Consider the following 17,584-nt stretch of genomic DNA (forward strand, 5'->3'; position numbering starts at 1 on the left):
TGGGGTTTTGTGGGGTGTGTGGCTGGTCCTCCCTGATGCTGCCCCCGCGATTGCGTGGGTGGTGTTGGTGTGGGGTTGTTTCTTGAGAACTGCATAGTGGACGCGAGCATCTTGTAAGCAATTTTGAAGATTTTGTGTCTTTGTGTGTTGCCGTAAGTTTTAAAGGGCACACGGTGGATGCCTTGGCAAGAGGAGCCGAAGAAGGACGTGGGAGTCTGCGTTAAGCCTCGGGGAGTTGACAACCGAACTGTGATCCGAGGATGTCCGAATGGGGAAACCCACCACGAGTCATGTCGTGGTACCCGCCGCTGAATGTATAGGCGGTGTGGAGGGAACGCGGGGAAGTGAAACATCTCAGTACCCGCAGGAAGAGAAAACAACAGTGATTCCGTGAGTAGTGGCGAGCGAAAGCGGAGGAGGCTAAACCTGATCTGTGTGATACCCGGCAGGGGTTGCAGGTCGGGGGTTGTGGGACGTATCAGGACCGTCTGCCGGCGGTTCAGCGTGGACGTGCAGCGGTAGTCGAAGTCGTGTTGAGTGCGACGGCGTAGAGGGTGTGACCCCGTAGACGAAATCGATGTACGGCGCGATGCTGTTCCCGAGTAGCACCGGGCCCGTGAAATCCGGTGTGAATCTGCCAGGACCACCTGGTAAGCCTGAATACTACCTCTTGACCGATAGCGGACAAGTACCGTGAGGGAAAGGTGAAAAGCACCCCGGGAGGGGAGTGAAATAGTACCTGAAACCGTGTGCTTACAATCCGTCGGAGCCTTTAGGGGTGACGGCGTGCCTTTTGAAGAATGAGCCTGCGAGTTAGTGGTCGGTGGCGAGGTTAACCCGTGTGGGGTAGCCGTAGCGAAAGCGAGTCTGAACGGGGCGTTCAGTCGCCGGCTCTAGACCCGAAGCGAAGTGATCTATCCATGGGCAGTGTGAAGCGCGGGTAAGACCGCGTGGAGGCGCGAACCCACTTCAGTTGAAAATGGAGGGGATGACCTGTGGATAGGGGTGAAAGGCCAATCAAACTTCGTGATAGCTGGTTCTCCCCGAAATGCATTTAGGTGCAGCGTTACGTGTTTCGTGCCGGAGGTAGAGCACTGGATAGGCGATGGGCCCCACCGGGTTACTGACCTTAGCCAAACTCCGAATGCCGGTACGTGAGAGCGCAGCAGTGAGACTGTGGGGGATAAGCTTCATAGTCGAGAGGGAAACAGCCCAGAACATCAGCTAAGGCCCCTAAGCGTGTGCTAAGTGGAAAAGGATGTGGAGTTGCTGAGACAACCAGGAGGTTGGCTTAGAAGCAGCCACCCTTGAAAGAGTGCGTAATAGCTCACTGGTCAAGTGATTCTGCGCCGACAATTTAGCGGGGCTCAAGCACACCGCCGAAGCTGTGTCATTCAGTCCTTGTGGCTGGATGGGTAGGGGAGCGTCGTACAGCCAGCGAAGCTGCGGGGGAACCCAGTGGTGGAGGCTGTACGAGTGAGAATGCAGGCATGAGTAGCGAAAGACGGGTGAGAAACCCGTCCGCCGATTGATCAAGGGTTCCAGGGCCAGGTTTATCCGCCCTGGGTTAGTCGGGACCTAAGGCGAGGCCGACAGGCGTAGTCGATGGACATCGGGTTGATATTCCCGAACCGATCGTAGGAGGACCCATACCGAGGCAGTCGATGCTAACCACCCGAGTTTTCCCCATGCCCTTCGGGGTGTGGAGGTTGACGAGGCTGGGAACCAAGGTTGTAGTAGGTCAGCGCGAGGAATGACGCAGAGAGGTAGCTTCCGCGGACTTAATGGAATAGTCCGTCTAAGCGTGCAGCCCGGCCCCGGGTAATGCTGGGGCCATATAAGGGTCAGACGTGATGGGGATCCCGTATGGGCGTAGGTGAGTGATCCTGTACTGCCAAGAAAAGTTCCGGCGTGACGAATACGGTCGCCCGTACCCTAAACCGACTCAGGTGATCAGGTAGAGAATACCGAGGCGTTCGAGAGAATCGTGGTTAAGGAACTCGGCAAAATGCCCCCGTAACTTCGGGAGAAGGGGGCCCGAACCGTGAGAGCGGTGAGGGCCGCAGAGACCAGGGAGAAGCGACTGTTTACTAAAAACATAGGTCCGTGCGAAGTCGTAAGACGCTGTATACGGACTGACGCCTGCCCGGTGCTGGAAGGTTAAGAGGACCGGTTAGAGCTCTTCGGAGTTCGAAGCTGAGAATTTAAGCCCCAGTAAACGGCGGTGGTAACTATAACCATCCTAAGGTAGCGAAATTCCTTGTCGGGTAAGTTCCGACCTGCACGAATGGCGTAACGACTTCTCCACTGTCTCAACCGCGAACTCGGCGAAATTGCATTACGAGTAAAGATGCTCGTTACGCGCAGCAGGACGGAAAGACCCCGGGACCTTTACTATAGTTTGATATTGGTGTTCGGGACGGCTTGTGTAGGATAGGTGGGAGACTTGGAAGCATTCACGCCAGTGGGTGTGGAGTCATTGTTGAAATACCACTCTGGTCGTTCTGGATTCCTAACCTCGGTCCGTGATCCGGATCAGGGACAGTGTCTGATGGGTAGTTTAACTGGGGCGGTTGCCTCCTAAAGAGTAACGGAGGCGCTCAAAGGTTCCCTCAGCCTGGTTGGCAATCAGGTGTCGAGTGTAAGTGCACAAGGGAGCTTGACTGCGAGACTGACAAGTCGGGCAGGTGCGAAAGCAGGAACTAGTGATCCGGCACCTCATTGTGGAATGGGTGTCGCTCAACGGATAAAAGGTACCCCGGGGATAACAGGCTGATCTTGCCCAAGAGCTCATATCGACGGCATGGTTTGGCACCTCGATGTCGGCTCGTCGCATCCTGGGGCTGGAGTTGGTCCCAAGGGTTAGGCTGTTCGCCTATTAAAGCGGTACGCGAGCTGGGTTTAGAACGTCGTGAGACAGTTCGGTCCCTATCCGCTGCGCGCGTTGGATATTTGAGAAGTCCTGTCCCTAGTACGAGAGGACCGGGATGGACTGACCTCTGGTGTGCCAGTTGTTCTGCCAAGGGCATGGCTGGTTGGCTACGTCGGGAAGGGATAACCGCTGAAAGCATCTAAGCGGGAAGCCTGCTTCGAGATGAGATATCCATACACCCTTCGGGTGTGAGAGGCCCCCAGTAGACCACTGGGTTGATAGGCCAGATGTGGAAGCACAGCAATGTGTGGAGCTGACTGGTACTAATGGCCGATGACTTACTACAACATTTTTATTGTTTATGCGTGTTTGCGTCCACTGTGCGGTTCTTGAGGAACAACCTCCGAGGACACTTGGATCCCTGTGGGGGTTTGGGTGTTTTGGGTGGCTGGTTGTCTCATTGTGTTACGGCGGTCATAGCGTCGAGGAAACGCCCGGTTCCATTCCGAACCCGGAAGCTAAGCTCGATTGCGCCGATGGTACTGCACTCGGGAGGGTGTGGGAGAGTAGGTCGCCGCCGGACATCTTTGTGGGGAGTGGGAGTGAGCTTGAGACCCTTTAAGGGGTTTCGCTCCTCCCACTCTCTTTTTCATGCCCAAAATCAGCGGCCATCGTGTAGCCGGCCCGCAGCCCTCGAGCTCTCCGTTCGCGTGCTCGTGCCTCCACCTGCTGCCGAGGCACCCGTCCAGCCCATCGAGTACACCCAGCCCAGTACGTGGCGCAGCGGGGTGGACAGGGCGAGGCGCACGGACCGCTGCCGCAGCCACGACAGCGACGAAGGCAGCGGACGGCCTGCAGCCGTGTTCGCATGCGCGAGCATGCCGGCAACGAGAGCGCGACGCCGCACTCGCCGCGCCGCACGCCGCCAGGGGGATCCGCGCGCAGAGGGCCGCGCCGCCTCCTCGTCACAGAACGCTTCAGCAGTGGCGCGACGTCGAGCGCGTCCAAGAGGCCCAGCGTGATGCCCTGGCCACCGATGGGACTGATCTCGTGGGCGGCGTCGCCGAGCAGCACGGCACGCCCCCGCAGCAGCGGCCAGGCACTGCGCCGGCGCACGGTGAACGCGCTGAGCATGGTCGTCGACCCCGGATCGAGACGGATCCGGGTGCGGGAGCGCACGAGCTCGGTGAGAGTCTCGGGAGCAGGTTCGGGAGCCGGGTGGGCTGGCGGATTCACACCGGTGTGTACGACCCAGCGACGGCGCCCGTCGGGCAGCGGGAAGGACTCCACCACACCGTCGGGCTCGAGATGGATGAACGCCTCGCGCGCACTGGCGGTGTTCCCCGAGCCGTCGGCAGGATCGGCGAGATCGCCCATGAGATAGGTGTCCGGATGCTCGGTGCCCGTGGTGCCGATCGCGAGCAGCTCACGCACCCGGCTGCGCGCCCCATCGGCCCCGACCACGACGCTTGCCCGTATCCGCATACCGGGAACGGAGGCGCCGTCCTCACGCGCGGTGACCTCCACGCCGCCATGGTGGGTGCGTAGCGCCGTGACTTCCCAACCGCGGTGCAGGGCAGCGGGTGCGAGAGCGGCCAGACGCTCCTCGAGCAGCAGCTCCGTCCGGCTCTGGGGCAGCGACAGCACATAGGGGCGCTCAGGCCAGGCGCGCCCGAACCGCACCTGTCCCAGATCGCCGTCGCGCGCACGAGCCCTCCCGCAGTAGATCTGCGTCCCCTGCCTGACCGCGGCCTCGTGGAGCCCCACCGCGGCCAGCGCCGCCAGCGCCGGGGATGCAGGCCGATCGCGCGGGAATGGGCGCTGACCTCTCGGCGGCGCTCCAGCACCCGCACGTCCACGCCGCGGGCCGCGAGCAGGACAGCGAGGAACAGGCCCGTCGGGCCGCCGCCGACGATCAGCACCTCGCACCGTCGCCCCGGCCCCGTCCGGTTCATCGGGAGTCGTGGACGAGCAGCAGGCGCCACGGACCGAGCGCTTCCACCGCCCATCCGCGGGGTGCGATCAGGCGCAGCTCGGCAGCGGTGTAGCTGCGCCGGATCGAGGTCAGCCCGTCCTCGCGGATGAAGGACCCCGGCGCCAGCGGCAGGCTCGCCACCGAGAACAGGGCATAGCCGAGCCGGCTCCGCTGGATGTCGCTGTGCACCGCAGCGAGCCGCGCCAGCTGCTCGGAGTCCGTGAGAACGTCGTCGCGCTGCTGCGGCGAGAGGTGGTGGAGCAGATGGTTGGAGGTCACCAGATCGAAGCGCGACCCGTCGGCGACCAGCTCCTCAGAGGAGGCGCGACGGAACTGCACCCCCGCGACCGGCGGCCGACTGCGCGACCAGGTGAACGCCCGCGGATCGGGGTCGATGCCCGTCACCCGCAGATCGAACCCATCGCGGCGGGCCCAGCGCGCCAGCGCCCGGGCGAGGTCCCCGCCCCCGCTGCCCAGGTCCAGAAGGGTTGTAGGTCCGTGGGCGTGAAAGCGGGGGCGCAGGTGGCGACGATAGGTGGTGCGCCAGCCCGCGACCAGAGAGTTGAGCATCCGGAACCGGGCGTAGGTGCGCGCGAGCCGCCGCGGATCGCAGTCCGGATCGTCCATCAGCTCGACGGCCCGAAGATCACGCTCGCTGAGATCGGGTGGGAGAGCGAGCCGGCCCACCCGCCGCGCCGCGTCCTCGCTCACGGGTCGGAGGTGGGGGCGCCGTGGGCGGTCAGCAGCCCGGTCTCCACCGTCAGCCCTGGCCCGAAGGCCATGGTGCACACCCGCTCGCGGGTGCCCGGCGCTGCGGCGTGGAGGATCTTCTGCAGCACGAACATCACGGTTGCGCTGGACATGTTGCCGTAGTCGCGCAGCGTCTCCCGGGCAGGGACCAGCTGCGCGGGGTCGAGCTCCAGCTTGGCCTCGACCTTGTCCAGGATGCTGCGGCCACCGGGATGGATGGCCCAGTGTTCGATCTCGCGGTGGGGGCGCTCCGCGAGCTCGGGTTCGTGAGCGAACAGCGGCACGAGGGCGCCGGTGATGTGCTCATCGATGATGTGGGGGACATACGTGCCCAGCACCATCTCGAAGCCGTGATCGCCGATGTTCCAGGCCATCGCTTCCTCACCCACGGGGGTCAGCACCGTCTCGAAGTGATCCAGCTGCAGCACCGGGGTCGAGGAGGGCAGGTCCCTCCCGGTGACGACCGCCGCGGCCGCGCCGTCGCCGAACAGCGAGGAGCCGACGATGGTGTCAGGGTCGTTCGAGGTGCGCACGTGCAGCGTGCACAGCTCGACCGAGACCACGAGGACCACGGCGTCGGGATCGGCGCGGCAGATCGTCTGGGCCTGCCGCAGGGCCGGCAGAGCGGCATAGCAGCCCATGAACCCCAGGTGGTAGCGCTGCGTCGCCGGGTTCAGTTCCAGAGCGCGCACGATCCGGTAGTCCGGGCCGGGGGCGAAGAAGCCGGTGCAGGAGACGGTGACGACGTGCGTGACGTCTGCCGCTGCGATGCCCTCCGCCGCGTCGAGCGCCTGCGACGCGACGTGGGTGAACAGCGCCGTCGCCTCCAGCTCGTACACCCGGTTGCGGGTACCGGTGGTGGGGTTCAGGAAGCGACCAGTCCCGGCCTCGAAGAACACGGGTTCGCCGTCGGCCGGTGGGCCCTCCCACTCCGCCAGCGCGCTGTAGCGCCGTTCGATCCCGGAGGCGTCGAAAGCGGTGGAGACCAGACGCTTCCCGAGCCTGCTGAGATCCGGCTGCGCGGCCAGCAGGTCGCGCACCTCCTCCTGTCGCAGAGCGGTGGCGGGGACGGCGGTCTCGAGCGAGCGAAGGGTGACGCTCATGCGCGTTCCTCCTCGTGGGTCGGATCCGATGTCGACGCGCCGTGGCTCGCCGGGCTCGGGAAGGTGCGCTGGGATATGTGGTCTGCTCCACAACGTACGCTCCAGCCGTCCCGAAGCCCACGCCCCTACCGGTCGTATTGCACTGCTGGAGGTTTCCAGGTGAGGGGCGGTCGCGCGAGGCGCGCGGCGGCCAGAGCTGCTGAGCTGCCTGGCGCCGGGGCTGGTGCGCCATGTGCGGGTGATGAGTGGGGCGGATCCGGGTCTGATCTGGTTCAGCGATCTGCTGGTCGCGGGCAGGATCGACGCGCCAGGCAGGGTCGACGCGCCGGGCAGGGCCGACGAGGCGCGCGGCCGGGTCGCGACGACCCACCCCGCTCAGCAGGCGGCGGGGACCTCGGAGGTCTCCGGCACCTCGGCCGCGACCCCGCGGGCCTGCTGGCGGCGATGCACCACGAACGACCAGCCAGCGATCCCCAGGCCCAGCACGGCGAGCGCCACGCCGGTCCAGGCGGGGGCGAGCAGGCCCCAGCCGGCGGCGAGCACGGCCGCGCCGAGCGCCGCACCGAGGGAGTTGCCGATGTTCAGCGCCGAGTGGTGCAGCGCCGCGGCGAGGGAGGGTGCGTCGGGTGAAGCGTCTAGCAGGAACAGCTGCAGCGAGGGGCCCATCATCTGGGAGGTGATGGCGATCGCGAGCAGCAGGAGGATCCCGGCGATCGCGTTCTGGGCGACCAGCGCGAACACGGCGAGGCTGAGCGCCATCCCGATCAGGCCGAGGAAGATGGTGCCGTAGACGCTGCGGTCCGCGAGGCGGCCGGCGAGGATGTTGCCGAGCGTCATGCCGAGGCCGAACACGAACAGCGCCATGGGCACGGCGCGTTCGCCGAGGCCCATCACGCCGGGCACGATCTCGCCGATGTAGCTGTAGACCGCGAACATGCCGCCGAAGCCGATCGAGCCGATGCCGAGCGCGAACCAGACCTGGCCGCGGCGCAGGGCGCCGAGCTCGGCGCGGATCGAGCCGGTGGTGCCGGCCCCTTCGGGTTCGGGCACCAGTCGCCACACGGCCAGGGCGGTGATCGCGGCGATCACGACGACGATCACGTAGGCGGAGCGCCAGCCGACGCTCTGCCCGAGCGCGGTCGAGGCCGGGACCCCGATCATGGTGGCGATCGTCAGGCCCAGCATCACCAGGGACACGGAGCGGGCTCGTCGGCCGGCGGGGGAGAGCCGTGCGGCGATCAGCGAGGCGACGCCGAAGTACGCGCCGTGGGGAGGCCGGAGAGGAAGCGGGACGCGGCGAGGACGGTGTAGCTGTCCGCCATCGCGGAGAGCAGGTTCCCCACCCCGATCAGGGCGATCAGCAGCACCAGCAGACGGGCGCGCGGCATCCGCACCGCAGCGATCGTCACCAGGGGCGCACCGACCACCACGCCCAGGGCGTACAGGGTGATCAGCATGCCGGCCTGCGGGATGGAGACGCCGAGGTCGCGGGCGATCTGCGGCAGCAGTCCCATGCTCGCGAACTCGGTGGTGCCGATCGCGAAGGCGCCCAGCGACATCGCCAGTATGACCAGCCGCAGGCGGCCGGGGGACAGCGGTGCGGCCTGAGGAGTGGGGTGCGAGGTCATGGGGCTCCAGCGCGACGGGGTCGAGGAAACGCTGCCGACGCTGGTAGCGGTGAGTACCCCTCGATCCTAGGGCTCGGGACGGTTCCGAGGCCAGGGGAGGTGAGCGCCGGTACCTGGCGCGCCCGAGCCCGCTGGACCAGCTGCTCCACAACCGGGAGGCCCGCGCCCCGTCCCCGGCGCCGGGGCGGCGGCCCGGCCGATCCACCCAGGAGTGCACTCGTATCCAGGGTGCCTCCGCGCCTCAGTCCCCGTATCGCAGCTCCACGCGGCGGTTGGCGGCGAAGCTCGAGGGATCGTCGGGGTTCTCGGCGACGGCCGGGTCCTGGTCACCGAACCCCTCTACCTCGAGCGTGAGATCGGGGCGTGCGCCAGCCAGCGCGTCGGCCACGGCCTGGGCGCGGTGCTCGGAGAGCTGCTGGTTGTCGAAGTCGTAGCGGGAGCGATCCACCGGGCGGGAGTCGGTGTGTCCGCCCACCTGGATTGTCGCCCCGTCCGGCACTTCGGCGGCGAGCTCGGCGATCCGGGTGGCGGCGCCGGAGGGCAGGTCCCAGGCGTTGGAGACGAAGAGGATGTCGGTCTCCAGCACGATGACCTGGTCCTCGGCCGGCTCGGTGCTGCCGAGCGAGGTGACGGAGGCTGTCGGGTCGAAGTGGGTGACGGAGTCGGCGAGGATCTTTTCGGTGATCTCGAAAGGCTGTTCGGGCCGCTCGTTCATCCCGTTCTCGGCGAGCGCCGGAGGGGTGAGGGGCGCCAGCATCAGCAGCATCGCCGAGCCTGCTGCGATACGCGCGGCGGAGGTGCGCAGCGAGTCGGGCATCGTCATGCTCACGCCGTCCCCTCGTCGTCGCTCGAGGCCTGCTCGATCGCGACATCCTCGAACTCGGGGGCCCCGGGGATGGCGATGTCGATCGTGTCGATGTCGTCCTCGGGCGCGGCGTAGGTCGCCCAGTACGCCTGGGTGTCGCCGGAGGCCAGCTTGTGCTTCGCCTGCTTGCTGTTCCAGACGTTCTCGCCGTCCCAGTCCCCTCCACTGCGCAGGATGTCGTAGCGCTTGAGGTTCTCGCGGTCGAACAGGGCCGGGGCCACACTCGCGTGGTCCCTCCCGTGCAGGTCCCAGAGGCTGTAGGCCCCGCTCCCGCTGAACTCCGGAGTGAAGGTCAGCAGCAGCTCCATCGTCTGGCCGCGTCGGCGCAGATGGTGCAGGCCCACGGTCATCGTTCCGTCGATCTCGTCGGTAGGCAGGGTGTAGTCGATCGTCGCGACCGCATCGCTCGGGTCGATCACCCCTCCGCCTGCCGCAGCCTGGTCCTCCTCGTCCTTGTCGTCCGGCTCCTGACCTCCGCCATCGGAGGCGTTGGGCTGGTCCGGTGCGGTGTCCTCGGGGCCGGCCTCAGGGCTGTCGTCCTCGAACTCGGCGTCTGCGGCGCCGCAGGCGGTGAGGGACAGCGCGGCGAGCGCGGACAGGGTGAGCGCCGCCTGGCGGCGGGTGGGCTGGGCCTCGCGGATGCGTGTCATGGTCTCTCCTACGGTCGGGGGCCGGAACGCGGCTGCCCTTGAGCTGTTGTCACCCGTATGTCGTCGCGGGGAGCGGAATGGTTGCATCTAATCCGGAGAAGGTTTCCGGCCGATGAACTGAGCTCAGCCGACGACCCTCACGGTGACCCGCGTCTCCAGTTCCTGGCCGTCGGCGGTGCGGCCGCGCAGGATCACCTCCGCGGTGCCCGGTCCGGAGGCGGTCAGCGCTGCCTGCTCCTGATCGACCAGGTGGGAGCCGGTGGGCAGTGACCACACCCAGGAGTCGATCCCCTCCACCTCGGCGGTGAACACCGCCTCCTCGCCGGTGGTGATCTCCTTGGGCCCCTCGATCGCGAGGGAGGCGTCGTCTCGAGCCGCGGGTGCGGTGACACCGGGGCCCAGCAGCGCCCCCGCCCCCAGTCCGAGCAGCAGGGCGACTGCCGCCACCAGGGCCGTCAGGGCAGCGCGCCGGCGCCGAAGCGGCGTACCTGCGGGCGAGGCAGCGGCGGGGCCTGCGTCGGAGGGGGCGGCCGACGGGCCGGTCGCGGCGGCGGCAGCCGGCGGATGACCTCCGCTGGCGGGGCGAGCGCCTGCTCGACCTCGCTGAGCCAGGCCCGGGCGTCGGGCTGACGGTTGCTGGGGTCCTCTGCGAGGCCCCGCTCGATGACCTGCGTGAGCGCGACGGGCAGGGCGGCACCCTGGATCAGCCATCGCAGCAGCGCGGACATCGCCCAGATGTCGGCCCGGATGTCCACCACTGCGGGACGGGACTGCTCGGGAGGGCGGAACCCCTCGGTGCCGGCGGCGACGGTGAGCCCGGAGCTGACGGCGAGGTCCTTGCACATGCCCAGATCCGCGACCAGCAACCGCTCGTCCGCGCCCAGCAGCGCGGCCCCCTCCCGGCCCGTGGCTGCCCCGGCATCACCGACGATGCCTCCGGTGCTGGTCAACAGCAGGTTCCCGGGGCTGAGATCGCGGTGCACGAGCTGGGCCTGGTGGACCGCGTCCACTGCGGCGGCCAGCGGCCGCGCCACGGCCAGCACATCGTCGTCGCTCGCGGTCCAACCCTGCGTGCGCAGCGCCTCGACGCGGTCGCGCAGCGTACCGCGGTCGGCATGCTCGAGCACCAGGTAGGGCTGCTGGCGGGAGGTCTGCCCGATGTCGTGGACGGTGACCACGTGCGGACCGCCGACCCGGCGCAGGCTGCGCCCCTCGGCGATGAACCGTTCCCGGATCTCCGGGTTCAGGCTGTGGTTCTCGGCCAGGACCTTCACCACCACTGTCGCGTCCAGCCGTTCGTCGTGCGCGCGGTGCGCGGTGGCGAAGGAGCCGAACCCCACCACCTTCTGCAGGCGGTAGTGGCCGAGCAGTTCGCTCATCAGCGCACCCCGGAAGAACGGTCGGAGGCGCCGAGCCGGCCGGCGAGCATCGCGCGGCCGCGGCTGATCTGCGATTTCACGGTGCCCTCGCTGCGGTCCAGCCGCTCGGCGATGACCTTGTACGGCAGCTGCTCGAGATCGCGCAGCTGCACCGGCACCCGGTACAGCTCCGGGAGCTCGGCCAGCACCTGCCGCACCGTGAGGCGGTCTGCGATCAGCGAGCTCATCCGGGCCGCCGGGCGATGCTGCTCCTGCAGCTCGACGGTCTCGCGCTGGCGACGGAGATGGTCGACCACGCGTCGGCGCACGATGCTGTGCGCCCAGGTGGTCACCTTGGCCCGGCCGTCGTACCCGCCGACCGATTGCGCGATCGAGATCAGGGAATCCTGGGCGACATCATCCACGGCGACAGGGTCCAGCAGTGCGGCGCCGGCGAACCGCCGCACCACCCCGGAAGCGTCGAGGATCTCGACGAACAGCTCGAGCGCCTCGGGCCCGGTGGGGGCGAGGCGTGCGAGCGCGTCGAGCGCTTCATCCTGCGCACCGGCCTCGATCAGTTCGCCCGCCGCACGCCGGGCGGCATCGATCCTGCCATCGCGGACGTATCGCGCCAGCTCATCGCTGTGGCGTGTGGTTCCCCGGCCAGCGGCCCCCGCTCCGTGTCCATGGAGCGGAGCCTATCGCGGGTGTCCCAGCGCACCCCGCGTGATGCCTGCTGTTCATCGCGCCTGCTGCGCGCCGCGCGCTCGCCGGGCCGACCTCGCTCGGCGATCAGCTCGCCGACCACCTCGAAACCGCTCGGGGAGCCGGGCCCGCGCGGATGCCGGTACTGTGCTGACCAGCCGGCCGCAGCAGCCCGGCACCCGCGCGCCCGCTGACGCTGCGTGCGGTCGTCGAATCGAGAGATGCACCATGGAACAGATCACCGTCGCCGGCCACCCCGAGCCCGTCCCCGCCTCCGCCGTCGCCGCGCGACAGCTGGCCGAGCGCCTCGATAAGGTGCGCGCGACCCGCGGAGCCGAGGCTGCCGAGGCGCTCGAGATCCTGGTCGGCCAGCGGATCGGCACCCTCCTCGAAGGCGGGATGCCCAGCATCGATGTGGCGACCATGCGCGCCATCGTCGACTACGTGGAGATCCCCGAGGAGGAGGACAACTCCACCGCTCTGGGTCGTGCGGTGCAGGGGATCCGGGACAAGGCCGCCCAGCGCGGAAAGCGCGCGATGCCCTGACCGCGACCGGTCGACAGCAGCATTCTCGTTCACACCCCGGTTCTACTTATGTCCCACATAAGTTAGCGTGGCCGCCATGATCCTCACCGGCCTCCTCCTCGGCGCCGCGCTCGGCTACGTGCTGCAGCGCTCGCGATTCTGCGTCACCGGCGCGTTCCGCGACCTGTACATGGCCCGCTCCGCACGCTTCTTCATCCCCTTCCTCCTCGCCATCGCGATCCAGGCGATCGGCGTCGCCGCGCTCACCGGCGCCGGCGTCATCGCCCCCGAACCCGCCTCCTTCGCGCCGCTCGCGGTGATCGGCGGCGGGCTGCTGTTCGGCGTCGGCATCATCATGGCCGGCGGCTGCGCGACCGGCACCTACTACCGCGCTGGCGAGGGCCTCATCGGCTCCTGGGTGGCGCTGATCTTCTACGCCCTGTTCGCCGCGGTCATGAAGTACGGCCCGCTCGGCGGCTTCACCGAGGCCGCACGCTCCCGCACCGTCGCCGATTCGACGATCCAGGAGACCCTCGGCGTCAGCGTCTGGGTGCCCACGATCCTGTTCTCCGTGCTCGTGGGGGTGCTCGTGGTTCGCCAGGTGCGCAAGAGCGCCGGCCGCAAGGTGGTGCGCCTGCCCGCCCGCCGCAGCGGCATCGGCCACTACCTCGCCGACATCCCCTGGAGCCCCTGGGTGGGCGGCATCCTGCTGGGCTTCCTCGCCATCGCTGCCTGGGTGCTGCTCTCCACCGCCTCCGGCCGCAACGGCGGCCTCGGCATCACCACCCCGTCGGCCAAGATAGTCACCTACCTCAGCACCGGGGACGTCACCCTCCTGGACTGGTCCGTGATGCTCGTGCTCGGCATCCTGATCGGCTCCTTCATCGCCGCGAAGCTCTCCGGCGAGTTCCGCTGGCGCGTCCCGGATGCGAACACGATCCTGCGCAGCGCCGGCGGCGGCGTGGTGATGGGCATCGGCGCCGCGCTCGCCGGCGGCTGCACCATCGGCAACTCGCTGGTGGAGACCAGCCTGTTCAGCTACCAGGGCTGGGTATCGTTCGCCGCGATCATGCTCGGCACCTGGGCAGCAGCCTGGTTCTTCCTGGTGCGCCCGCAGAAGGCCGCCGCGAAGAGCCGCCCCGCCCCTGCGCTCAGCCCCGCCGCCTGACCGACCTCACTCTCGACATCCCACCACCGGAAGGACCCTCATGCCCGCCTACACCCTCGAGACCAACGGCGCCGTCTGCCCGTTCCCGCTGATCGACGCGAAGAGCGCCATGGAGCAGCTGAACTCGGGCGATGACCTGATCATCGGCTTCGACTGCACCCAGGCCACCGACTCCCTGCCCCAGTGGGCCGCCGACGACGGCCACGAGGTGGTCGCCTTCGACCGCGTCGGCGACGCCGGCTGGACGATCACGGTGCGCAAGGGGGCCTGAGCCCGGCGGTTGAGGCCGTAGGCACAGCCACCGAGAAGAGTCGTACGATCGATCCCGTACGGCGGTGCAGAGTCGCGATCGCCCTCCCCGACTGCGAAAGCCTCGTCGAACACCGTGTACTCCCTCCTGCTCGCGATCATCTACCTCGCCTTCGTCAGCCTCGGACTGCCCGATTCGCTCATCGGCGCCGGCTGGCCCGTCATGCACCAGGACCTCGGCGTCCCCGTCGCCTTCGCCGGCATCGTCACGATGATCATCGCGGTGGGCACGATCGTCTCGAGCCTCGCCTCCGAACGGCTCACCCTGCGCTTCGGTGCCGGAGTGGTCACCGCGCTCAGCGTCGGGATGACCGCCGCGGCGCTGGTGGGGTTCTCCGCCTCCGACCAGTTCTGGATGCTGTGCCTGTGGGCGATCCCGTACGGGCTCGGCGCCGGCGCGGTCGATGCGGCGCTGAACAACTACGTGGCCCTGCACTACGCCGCCCGCCACATGAACTGGCTGCACAGCTTCTGGGGCGTGGGCGCCTCGATCAGCCCCTTCGTGATGGGCCTGGCCATCTCCACCGGCAGCGGCTGGCCCAGCGCCTACCTGGTGATCGGCGCGGTCCAGGCCGTGCTCACCCTCGCGCTGCTGATCAGCATTCCGCTGTGGGGCAAGGTCGACCGTGAGCGCACCCGGGCGCGGACCGCCCAGACTCATGAGTTGGTGGAGGACGCGCCCGCTCAGAAGGGCAGCGCGCCCGTGCCGCTGAAGACTGCGCTGAAGGTCCCCGGCGTGGTGCTGATCCTGCTGGCCTTCTTCGCCTACTGCTCGCTCGAGAGCACCGCACTGGTGTGGTCGGCGTCGTACATGGTCTCCGAGCGCGGCGCGCCACCGGCCGCGGCCGCAGTGCTCGGCGCGCTGTTCGTGCTGGGCCTGACCGCCGGGCGCTTCCTGGCCGGATTCTTCGCCGACCGGATCGGGGATCGGGCCCTGATCCGCGGCGGGTTCATCGCGATCGGCGTCGGCTCGGTGCTGCTCCTGCTGCCGCTGCCCACGGACGTGGTGGGCTTCGTGGGCCTGGTGATCGTGGGGCTCGGCTCCGCGCCCGTGTATCCGGCGATCATCCACTCCACCCCGGGCAACTTCGGCCGACGCAACTCCCAGGCCATCATCGGCATCCAGATGGCCGCCGCGTACGTCGGCTCCACCCTCGCCCCTCCGCTGTTCGGCCTGCTGTCGACCTGGACCGGGATGTGGATCTTCCCGCTGTACATCGGCGCGCTGGTGGTGCTTGGCCTGGTAATGTCCGAACGGCTGAACCGGGTGGTCCCCTCGCCGTCGGGCGCCGCAGCGGCGTAGCCCGCCCAGCCCCGATGGATCCGGTGCGCCCGGGGGCGTGAGCCCGTAGCGTGGAGCGCGTCCCTCGATGCAGCGACCCGGAGAGCGCAGGGCCCGTCATGGATGACCTCGACCGTTGGAACACCCTGCCCACGCGGCTGCCGGACTGGTTCCGGGACGCCCCGCTGGGCATCTTCATCCACTGGGGGCCTACGCGGTGCCCGCCTGGGCGGAGCTCGGCGCCGAGCTCGGCGCCGCAGATGACGGCGCGGACCGCCTGACCCGCAACCCCTACTCGGAGTGGTACGCCAACACCATCCGCATCGAAGGCTCCGCGGCCGCCGAGCACCACCGCGCCGTCCACGGCGGCGCCCCTACGACGACTTCCTGGACCAGTGGCGGGCCGAGGCCTTCGACCCCGGCGCCTGGGCGGACCTGTTCCGCCGGGCAGGCGCCGACTACGTCGTGCTGACGACCAAGCACCACGACGGGATCACCCTGTGGGACGCCCCCGGCACCGGGCACCGCAACACCGCCCATCGCGGCCCGCGACGAGACCTGGTGGGCGAGATCGCCCGCGCCGCCGGCGAGGCCGGGCTGCGGTTCGGGGTCTACTACTCCGGCGGCCTGGACTGGCACGTACGGCCCACGGCCCCTCTGGTGCACGGCGAGGACGTCCACGACGCCAAGCGGCCCCGGGACGATGAGTACGGGGCGTACTGCAGCTCCCAGGTGCGCGACCTCATCGACCGCTACGGCCCGGACGTGCTGTGGAACGACATCGGCTGGCCGGATCAGAACATGCACTTCGACCAGGGCGGCCTCGGCGAGCTGCTCGAGCACTTCTACCGGCAGCGGCCCGAGGGACTGATCAACGACCGCTTCTCCGGCGCCCACCACGACTTCGTGACCACCGAATACCAGGCGGGCGAGGCACCCGTAGATCAGGCCTGGGAGAACTGCCGCGGCATCGGACAGAGCTTCGGCTACAACCAGCTCGAGGGCCCCGACCAGTACATCAGCGGCACCCAGGCCGTGCGGCACGTGATCGACGCCGTCTCCCGCGGCGGGAGGGTGCTGCTGAACGTGGGGCCCCGGGCCGACGGGACATTGCCCGAGCCCCAGGTCGAGGTGCTCGAGCAGCTGGGTGAGTTCATGGCCGAGCACAAGCAGGCGCTCGCCGGATCCCGCGGCCTCGGGGAGCTCCAGATCCCCGGCGCCGACTGGGCCCGGGCGGTCGAGAAGGACGGGCGCTGCCACGTGTTCGTCGTGGGAGACCCGGGCGTGCTGCGGATCGCGGCAGGGGATCTGCCGGAGGGCTTCGGCTGGCCGGCGGAGGGGGTCGAGGTGGAGCTGGGCGGAGCGACCGCGGTGCCGGTCGCGGTGTCGTCGGAAGCGTCGGGCCCCCGCGCTACCGTTCCCTCATGACGACCGCCACCCGCGCAGACCGCGCCGCCGGAGCACTGCTGGGGCTCGCCTGCGGGGACGCCGCCGGCGTCCCGTACGAGTACGCCACCGCCCCGTACGATCCGCAGCGCGGCCCGGAGATGATCGGCGGCGGGCTCGGCCCGTACGCACCGGGGGAGTGGTCCGACGACACGCAGATGGCGCTGTGCATCGCGCGCGTCGCAGCGTCGAACACCCCGATCGATTCCCCTGAGGGGCTTGACGCGATCGCCCGCGGGTTCCTGGACTGGCTGCGCGAGGGCGCGACCGACGTGGGGACCCAGACCCGCCAGGTGCTCGGCGCGCTGCAGGCCGACGACGATGGCCCCGGCCTCGCTGAGCGGATGACGATGCTGGCCGCGGAGCTGCACGCTCGCTCCGGCCGCACCGCCGGCAACGGCGCCCTGATGCGTACCGCGCCCATCGCCCTCGCCTTCCCGGACGATCCGGAACGCACCGCCCGCGCCGCCCGTCTGATCGCCGAGCTCACCCACGCGGACCCGCTCGCCGGGGACTCCTGCGTGCTGTGGTGCGAGGCGATCCGCCGCTCCGTCGCCGACGGCGTGCAGGGCAGGCCGGAGGACGGCTTCGGCCTGCTCCCGGCCGAGCGCCGCGACGCCTGGGCGGCGCTCGCCGACGGAACCTGGCGCCAGAGCGCCCTGGCACCGAACGGATTCACCGTCACGGCGCTGTACGCCGCGCTGCACGCGGTGGAGCAGACGGCCGGCGATCCGGCGGACAGCTTCCGTGCAGGCATCGCCGCGGCCGTCGCGCTCGGCGATGACACCGACACGATCGCCGCGATCACCGGCTCGCTGCTCGGAGCCTGGGCCGGGGCGACCGCCATCCCAGCGCAGCGGACAGGTGCGGTGCACGGCTGGCCGGGATATGACGGTGCCGGGCTGCGAGAGCTGGGGGCTTATATCGTCGGCTGAGCACGCCGCCGGA

The 17,584-nt window shown here is 68.7% G+C and carries 18 protein-coding genes, 2 rRNA genes and 1 pseudogene; 10 read left to right on the forward strand and 11 right to left on the reverse strand.

The genetic code is table 11. The features are described 5' to 3' along the window. Window positions 1-150: 150 nt before the first annotated feature. Together H3H54_RS02970 and rrf are read left to right on the forward strand one after the other, a co-directional pair. Window positions 151-3,218, forward strand: a 23S ribosomal RNA gene (locus H3H54_RS02970). 120 nt (window positions 3,219-3,338) lie between these two features. Beyond that, a 5S ribosomal RNA gene (gene rrf / locus H3H54_RS02975) occupies window positions 3,339-3,455 on the forward strand. A gap of 35 nt (window positions 3,456-3,490) precedes the next feature. On the opposite strand, the gene H3H54_RS02980 is transcribed toward rrf, so the two are convergent. The 11 genes and pseudogenes from H3H54_RS02980 to H3H54_RS03020 all read right to left on the reverse strand — a co-directional run bounded on the left by H3H54_RS02980 (window position 3,491) and on the right by H3H54_RS03020 (window position 11,671). Beyond that, the gene (locus tag H3H54_RS02980; protein ID WP_262425447.1) at window positions 3,491-4,639 is read right to left on the reverse strand and encodes an NAD(P)/FAD-dependent oxidoreductase; all 1,149 of its coding nucleotides are present in this window, start codon (window positions 4,637-4,639) and stop codon (window positions 3,491-3,493) included. A gap of 32 nt (window positions 4,640-4,671) precedes the next feature. After that, a pseudogene (locus H3H54_RS19400) lies at window positions 4,672-4,881 on the reverse strand (FAD-dependent oxidoreductase); the annotation flags it as partial. Beyond that, entirely contained in the window at window positions 4,824-5,558 is a 735-nt protein-coding gene (locus tag H3H54_RS02985) for a class I SAM-dependent methyltransferase (protein WP_262425448.1), read from the reverse strand. The gene H3H54_RS02985 and the pseudogene H3H54_RS19400, both read right to left, overlap by 58 nt. Beyond that, window positions 5,555-6,700 carry a type III polyketide synthase gene (locus tag H3H54_RS02990; RefSeq protein ID WP_262425449.1) on the reverse strand — a complete coding sequence of 382 codons (1,146 nt, stop codon included), beginning with the start codon at window positions 6,698-6,700 and terminating at the stop codon, window positions 5,555-5,557. The genes H3H54_RS02985 and H3H54_RS02990 overlap by 4 nt, the downstream gene beginning before the upstream one ends. Window positions 6,701-7,075: 375 nt before the next feature. Continuing rightward, a complete protein-coding gene (locus tag H3H54_RS02995) occupies window positions 7,076-7,942 on the reverse strand; it encodes an MFS transporter (RefSeq protein ID WP_395963702.1) in 867 nt (288 codons plus the stop codon). Continuing rightward, complete coding sequence (locus H3H54_RS19405; protein WP_395963705.1) at window positions 7,939-8,328, reverse strand: MFS transporter; 390 nt, start codon at window positions 8,326-8,328, stop codon at window positions 7,939-7,941. Before H3H54_RS19405 ends, H3H54_RS02995 begins: the two co-directional genes overlap by 4 nt. Window positions 8,329-8,569: 241 nt before the next feature. Continuing rightward, window positions 8,570-9,151, reverse strand: coding sequence for an OmpA family protein (locus H3H54_RS03000; RefSeq protein ID WP_262425450.1), 582 nt, complete (start codon window positions 9,149-9,151; stop codon window positions 8,570-8,572). Window positions 9,152-9,153: 2 nt separating this feature from the next. Beyond that, complete coding sequence (locus tag H3H54_RS03005; protein WP_262425451.1) at window positions 9,154-9,843, reverse strand: hypothetical protein; 690 nt, start codon at window positions 9,841-9,843, stop codon at window positions 9,154-9,156. A gap of 123 nt (window positions 9,844-9,966) precedes the next feature. Continuing rightward, window positions 9,967-10,290 carry a hypothetical protein gene (locus H3H54_RS03010; RefSeq protein WP_262425452.1) on the reverse strand — a complete coding sequence of 108 codons (324 nt, stop codon included), beginning with the start codon at window positions 10,288-10,290 and terminating at the stop codon, window positions 9,967-9,969. Window positions 10,291-10,298: 8 nt separating this feature from the next. After that, on the reverse strand, window positions 10,299-11,222 hold the full coding sequence (locus H3H54_RS03015; protein WP_262425453.1) for a serine/threonine-protein kinase: 924 nt from the start codon (window positions 11,220-11,222) through the stop codon (window positions 10,299-10,301). After that, window positions 11,222-11,671, reverse strand: coding sequence for an RNA polymerase sigma factor (locus H3H54_RS03020; protein ID WP_262425454.1), 450 nt, complete (start codon window positions 11,669-11,671; stop codon window positions 11,222-11,224). The genes H3H54_RS03015 and H3H54_RS03020 overlap by 1 nt, the downstream gene beginning before the upstream one ends. A 463-nt stretch (window positions 11,672-12,134) precedes the next feature. Here H3H54_RS03020 and H3H54_RS03025 point away from each other — a divergent pair, with 463 nt between their 5' ends. The 8 genes from H3H54_RS03025 to H3H54_RS03060 all read left to right on the forward strand — a co-directional run bounded on the left by H3H54_RS03025 (window position 12,135) and on the right by H3H54_RS03060 (window position 17,571). Further along, window positions 12,135-12,452 (forward strand): hypothetical protein, encoded by a 318-nt coding sequence (locus H3H54_RS03025; protein ID WP_262425455.1) that lies wholly within the window; start codon window positions 12,135-12,137, stop codon window positions 12,450-12,452. Window positions 12,453-12,528: 76 nt separating this feature from the next. Next, window positions 12,529-13,599 carry a YeeE/YedE family protein gene (locus H3H54_RS03030; protein ID WP_262425456.1) on the forward strand — a complete coding sequence of 357 codons (1,071 nt, stop codon included), beginning with the start codon at window positions 12,529-12,531 and terminating at the stop codon, window positions 13,597-13,599. 40 nt (window positions 13,600-13,639) lie between these two features. Next, window positions 13,640-13,870: a sulfurtransferase TusA family protein gene (locus tag H3H54_RS03035; protein ID WP_262425457.1), complete on the forward strand. Its 231-nt coding sequence runs from the start codon at window positions 13,640-13,642 to the stop codon at window positions 13,868-13,870. 114 nt (window positions 13,871-13,984) lie between these two features. Next, window positions 13,985-15,211 (forward strand): sugar MFS transporter, encoded by a 1,227-nt coding sequence (locus H3H54_RS03040; RefSeq protein WP_262425458.1) that lies wholly within the window; start codon window positions 13,985-13,987, stop codon window positions 15,209-15,211. 98 nt (window positions 15,212-15,309) lie between these two features. Continuing rightward, on the forward strand, window positions 15,310-15,471 hold the full coding sequence (locus tag H3H54_RS03045; protein WP_262425459.1) for an alpha-L-fucosidase: 162 nt from the start codon (window positions 15,310-15,312) through the stop codon (window positions 15,469-15,471). Further along, window positions 15,408-15,662 (forward strand): hypothetical protein, encoded by a 255-nt coding sequence (locus H3H54_RS03050; RefSeq protein WP_262426559.1) that lies wholly within the window; start codon window positions 15,408-15,410, stop codon window positions 15,660-15,662. The genes H3H54_RS03045 and H3H54_RS03050 overlap by 64 nt, the downstream gene beginning before the upstream one ends. Beyond that, complete coding sequence (locus tag H3H54_RS03055) at window positions 15,578-16,618, forward strand: alpha-L-fucosidase (RefSeq protein WP_262426389.1); 1,041 nt, start codon at window positions 15,578-15,580, stop codon at window positions 16,616-16,618. Before H3H54_RS03050 ends, H3H54_RS03055 begins: the two co-directional genes overlap by 85 nt. Continuing rightward, a complete protein-coding gene (locus H3H54_RS03060) occupies window positions 16,615-17,571 on the forward strand; it encodes an ADP-ribosylglycohydrolase family protein (protein WP_262425460.1) in 957 nt (318 codons plus the stop codon). The genes H3H54_RS03055 and H3H54_RS03060 overlap by 4 nt, the downstream gene beginning before the upstream one ends. Window positions 17,572-17,584: the final 13 nt, after the last annotated feature.

It is taken from the genome of Brachybacterium sp. Z12, from assembly GCF_014400405.1.
Lineage (GTDB): Bacteria > Actinomycetota > Actinomycetes > Actinomycetales > Dermabacteraceae > Brachybacterium.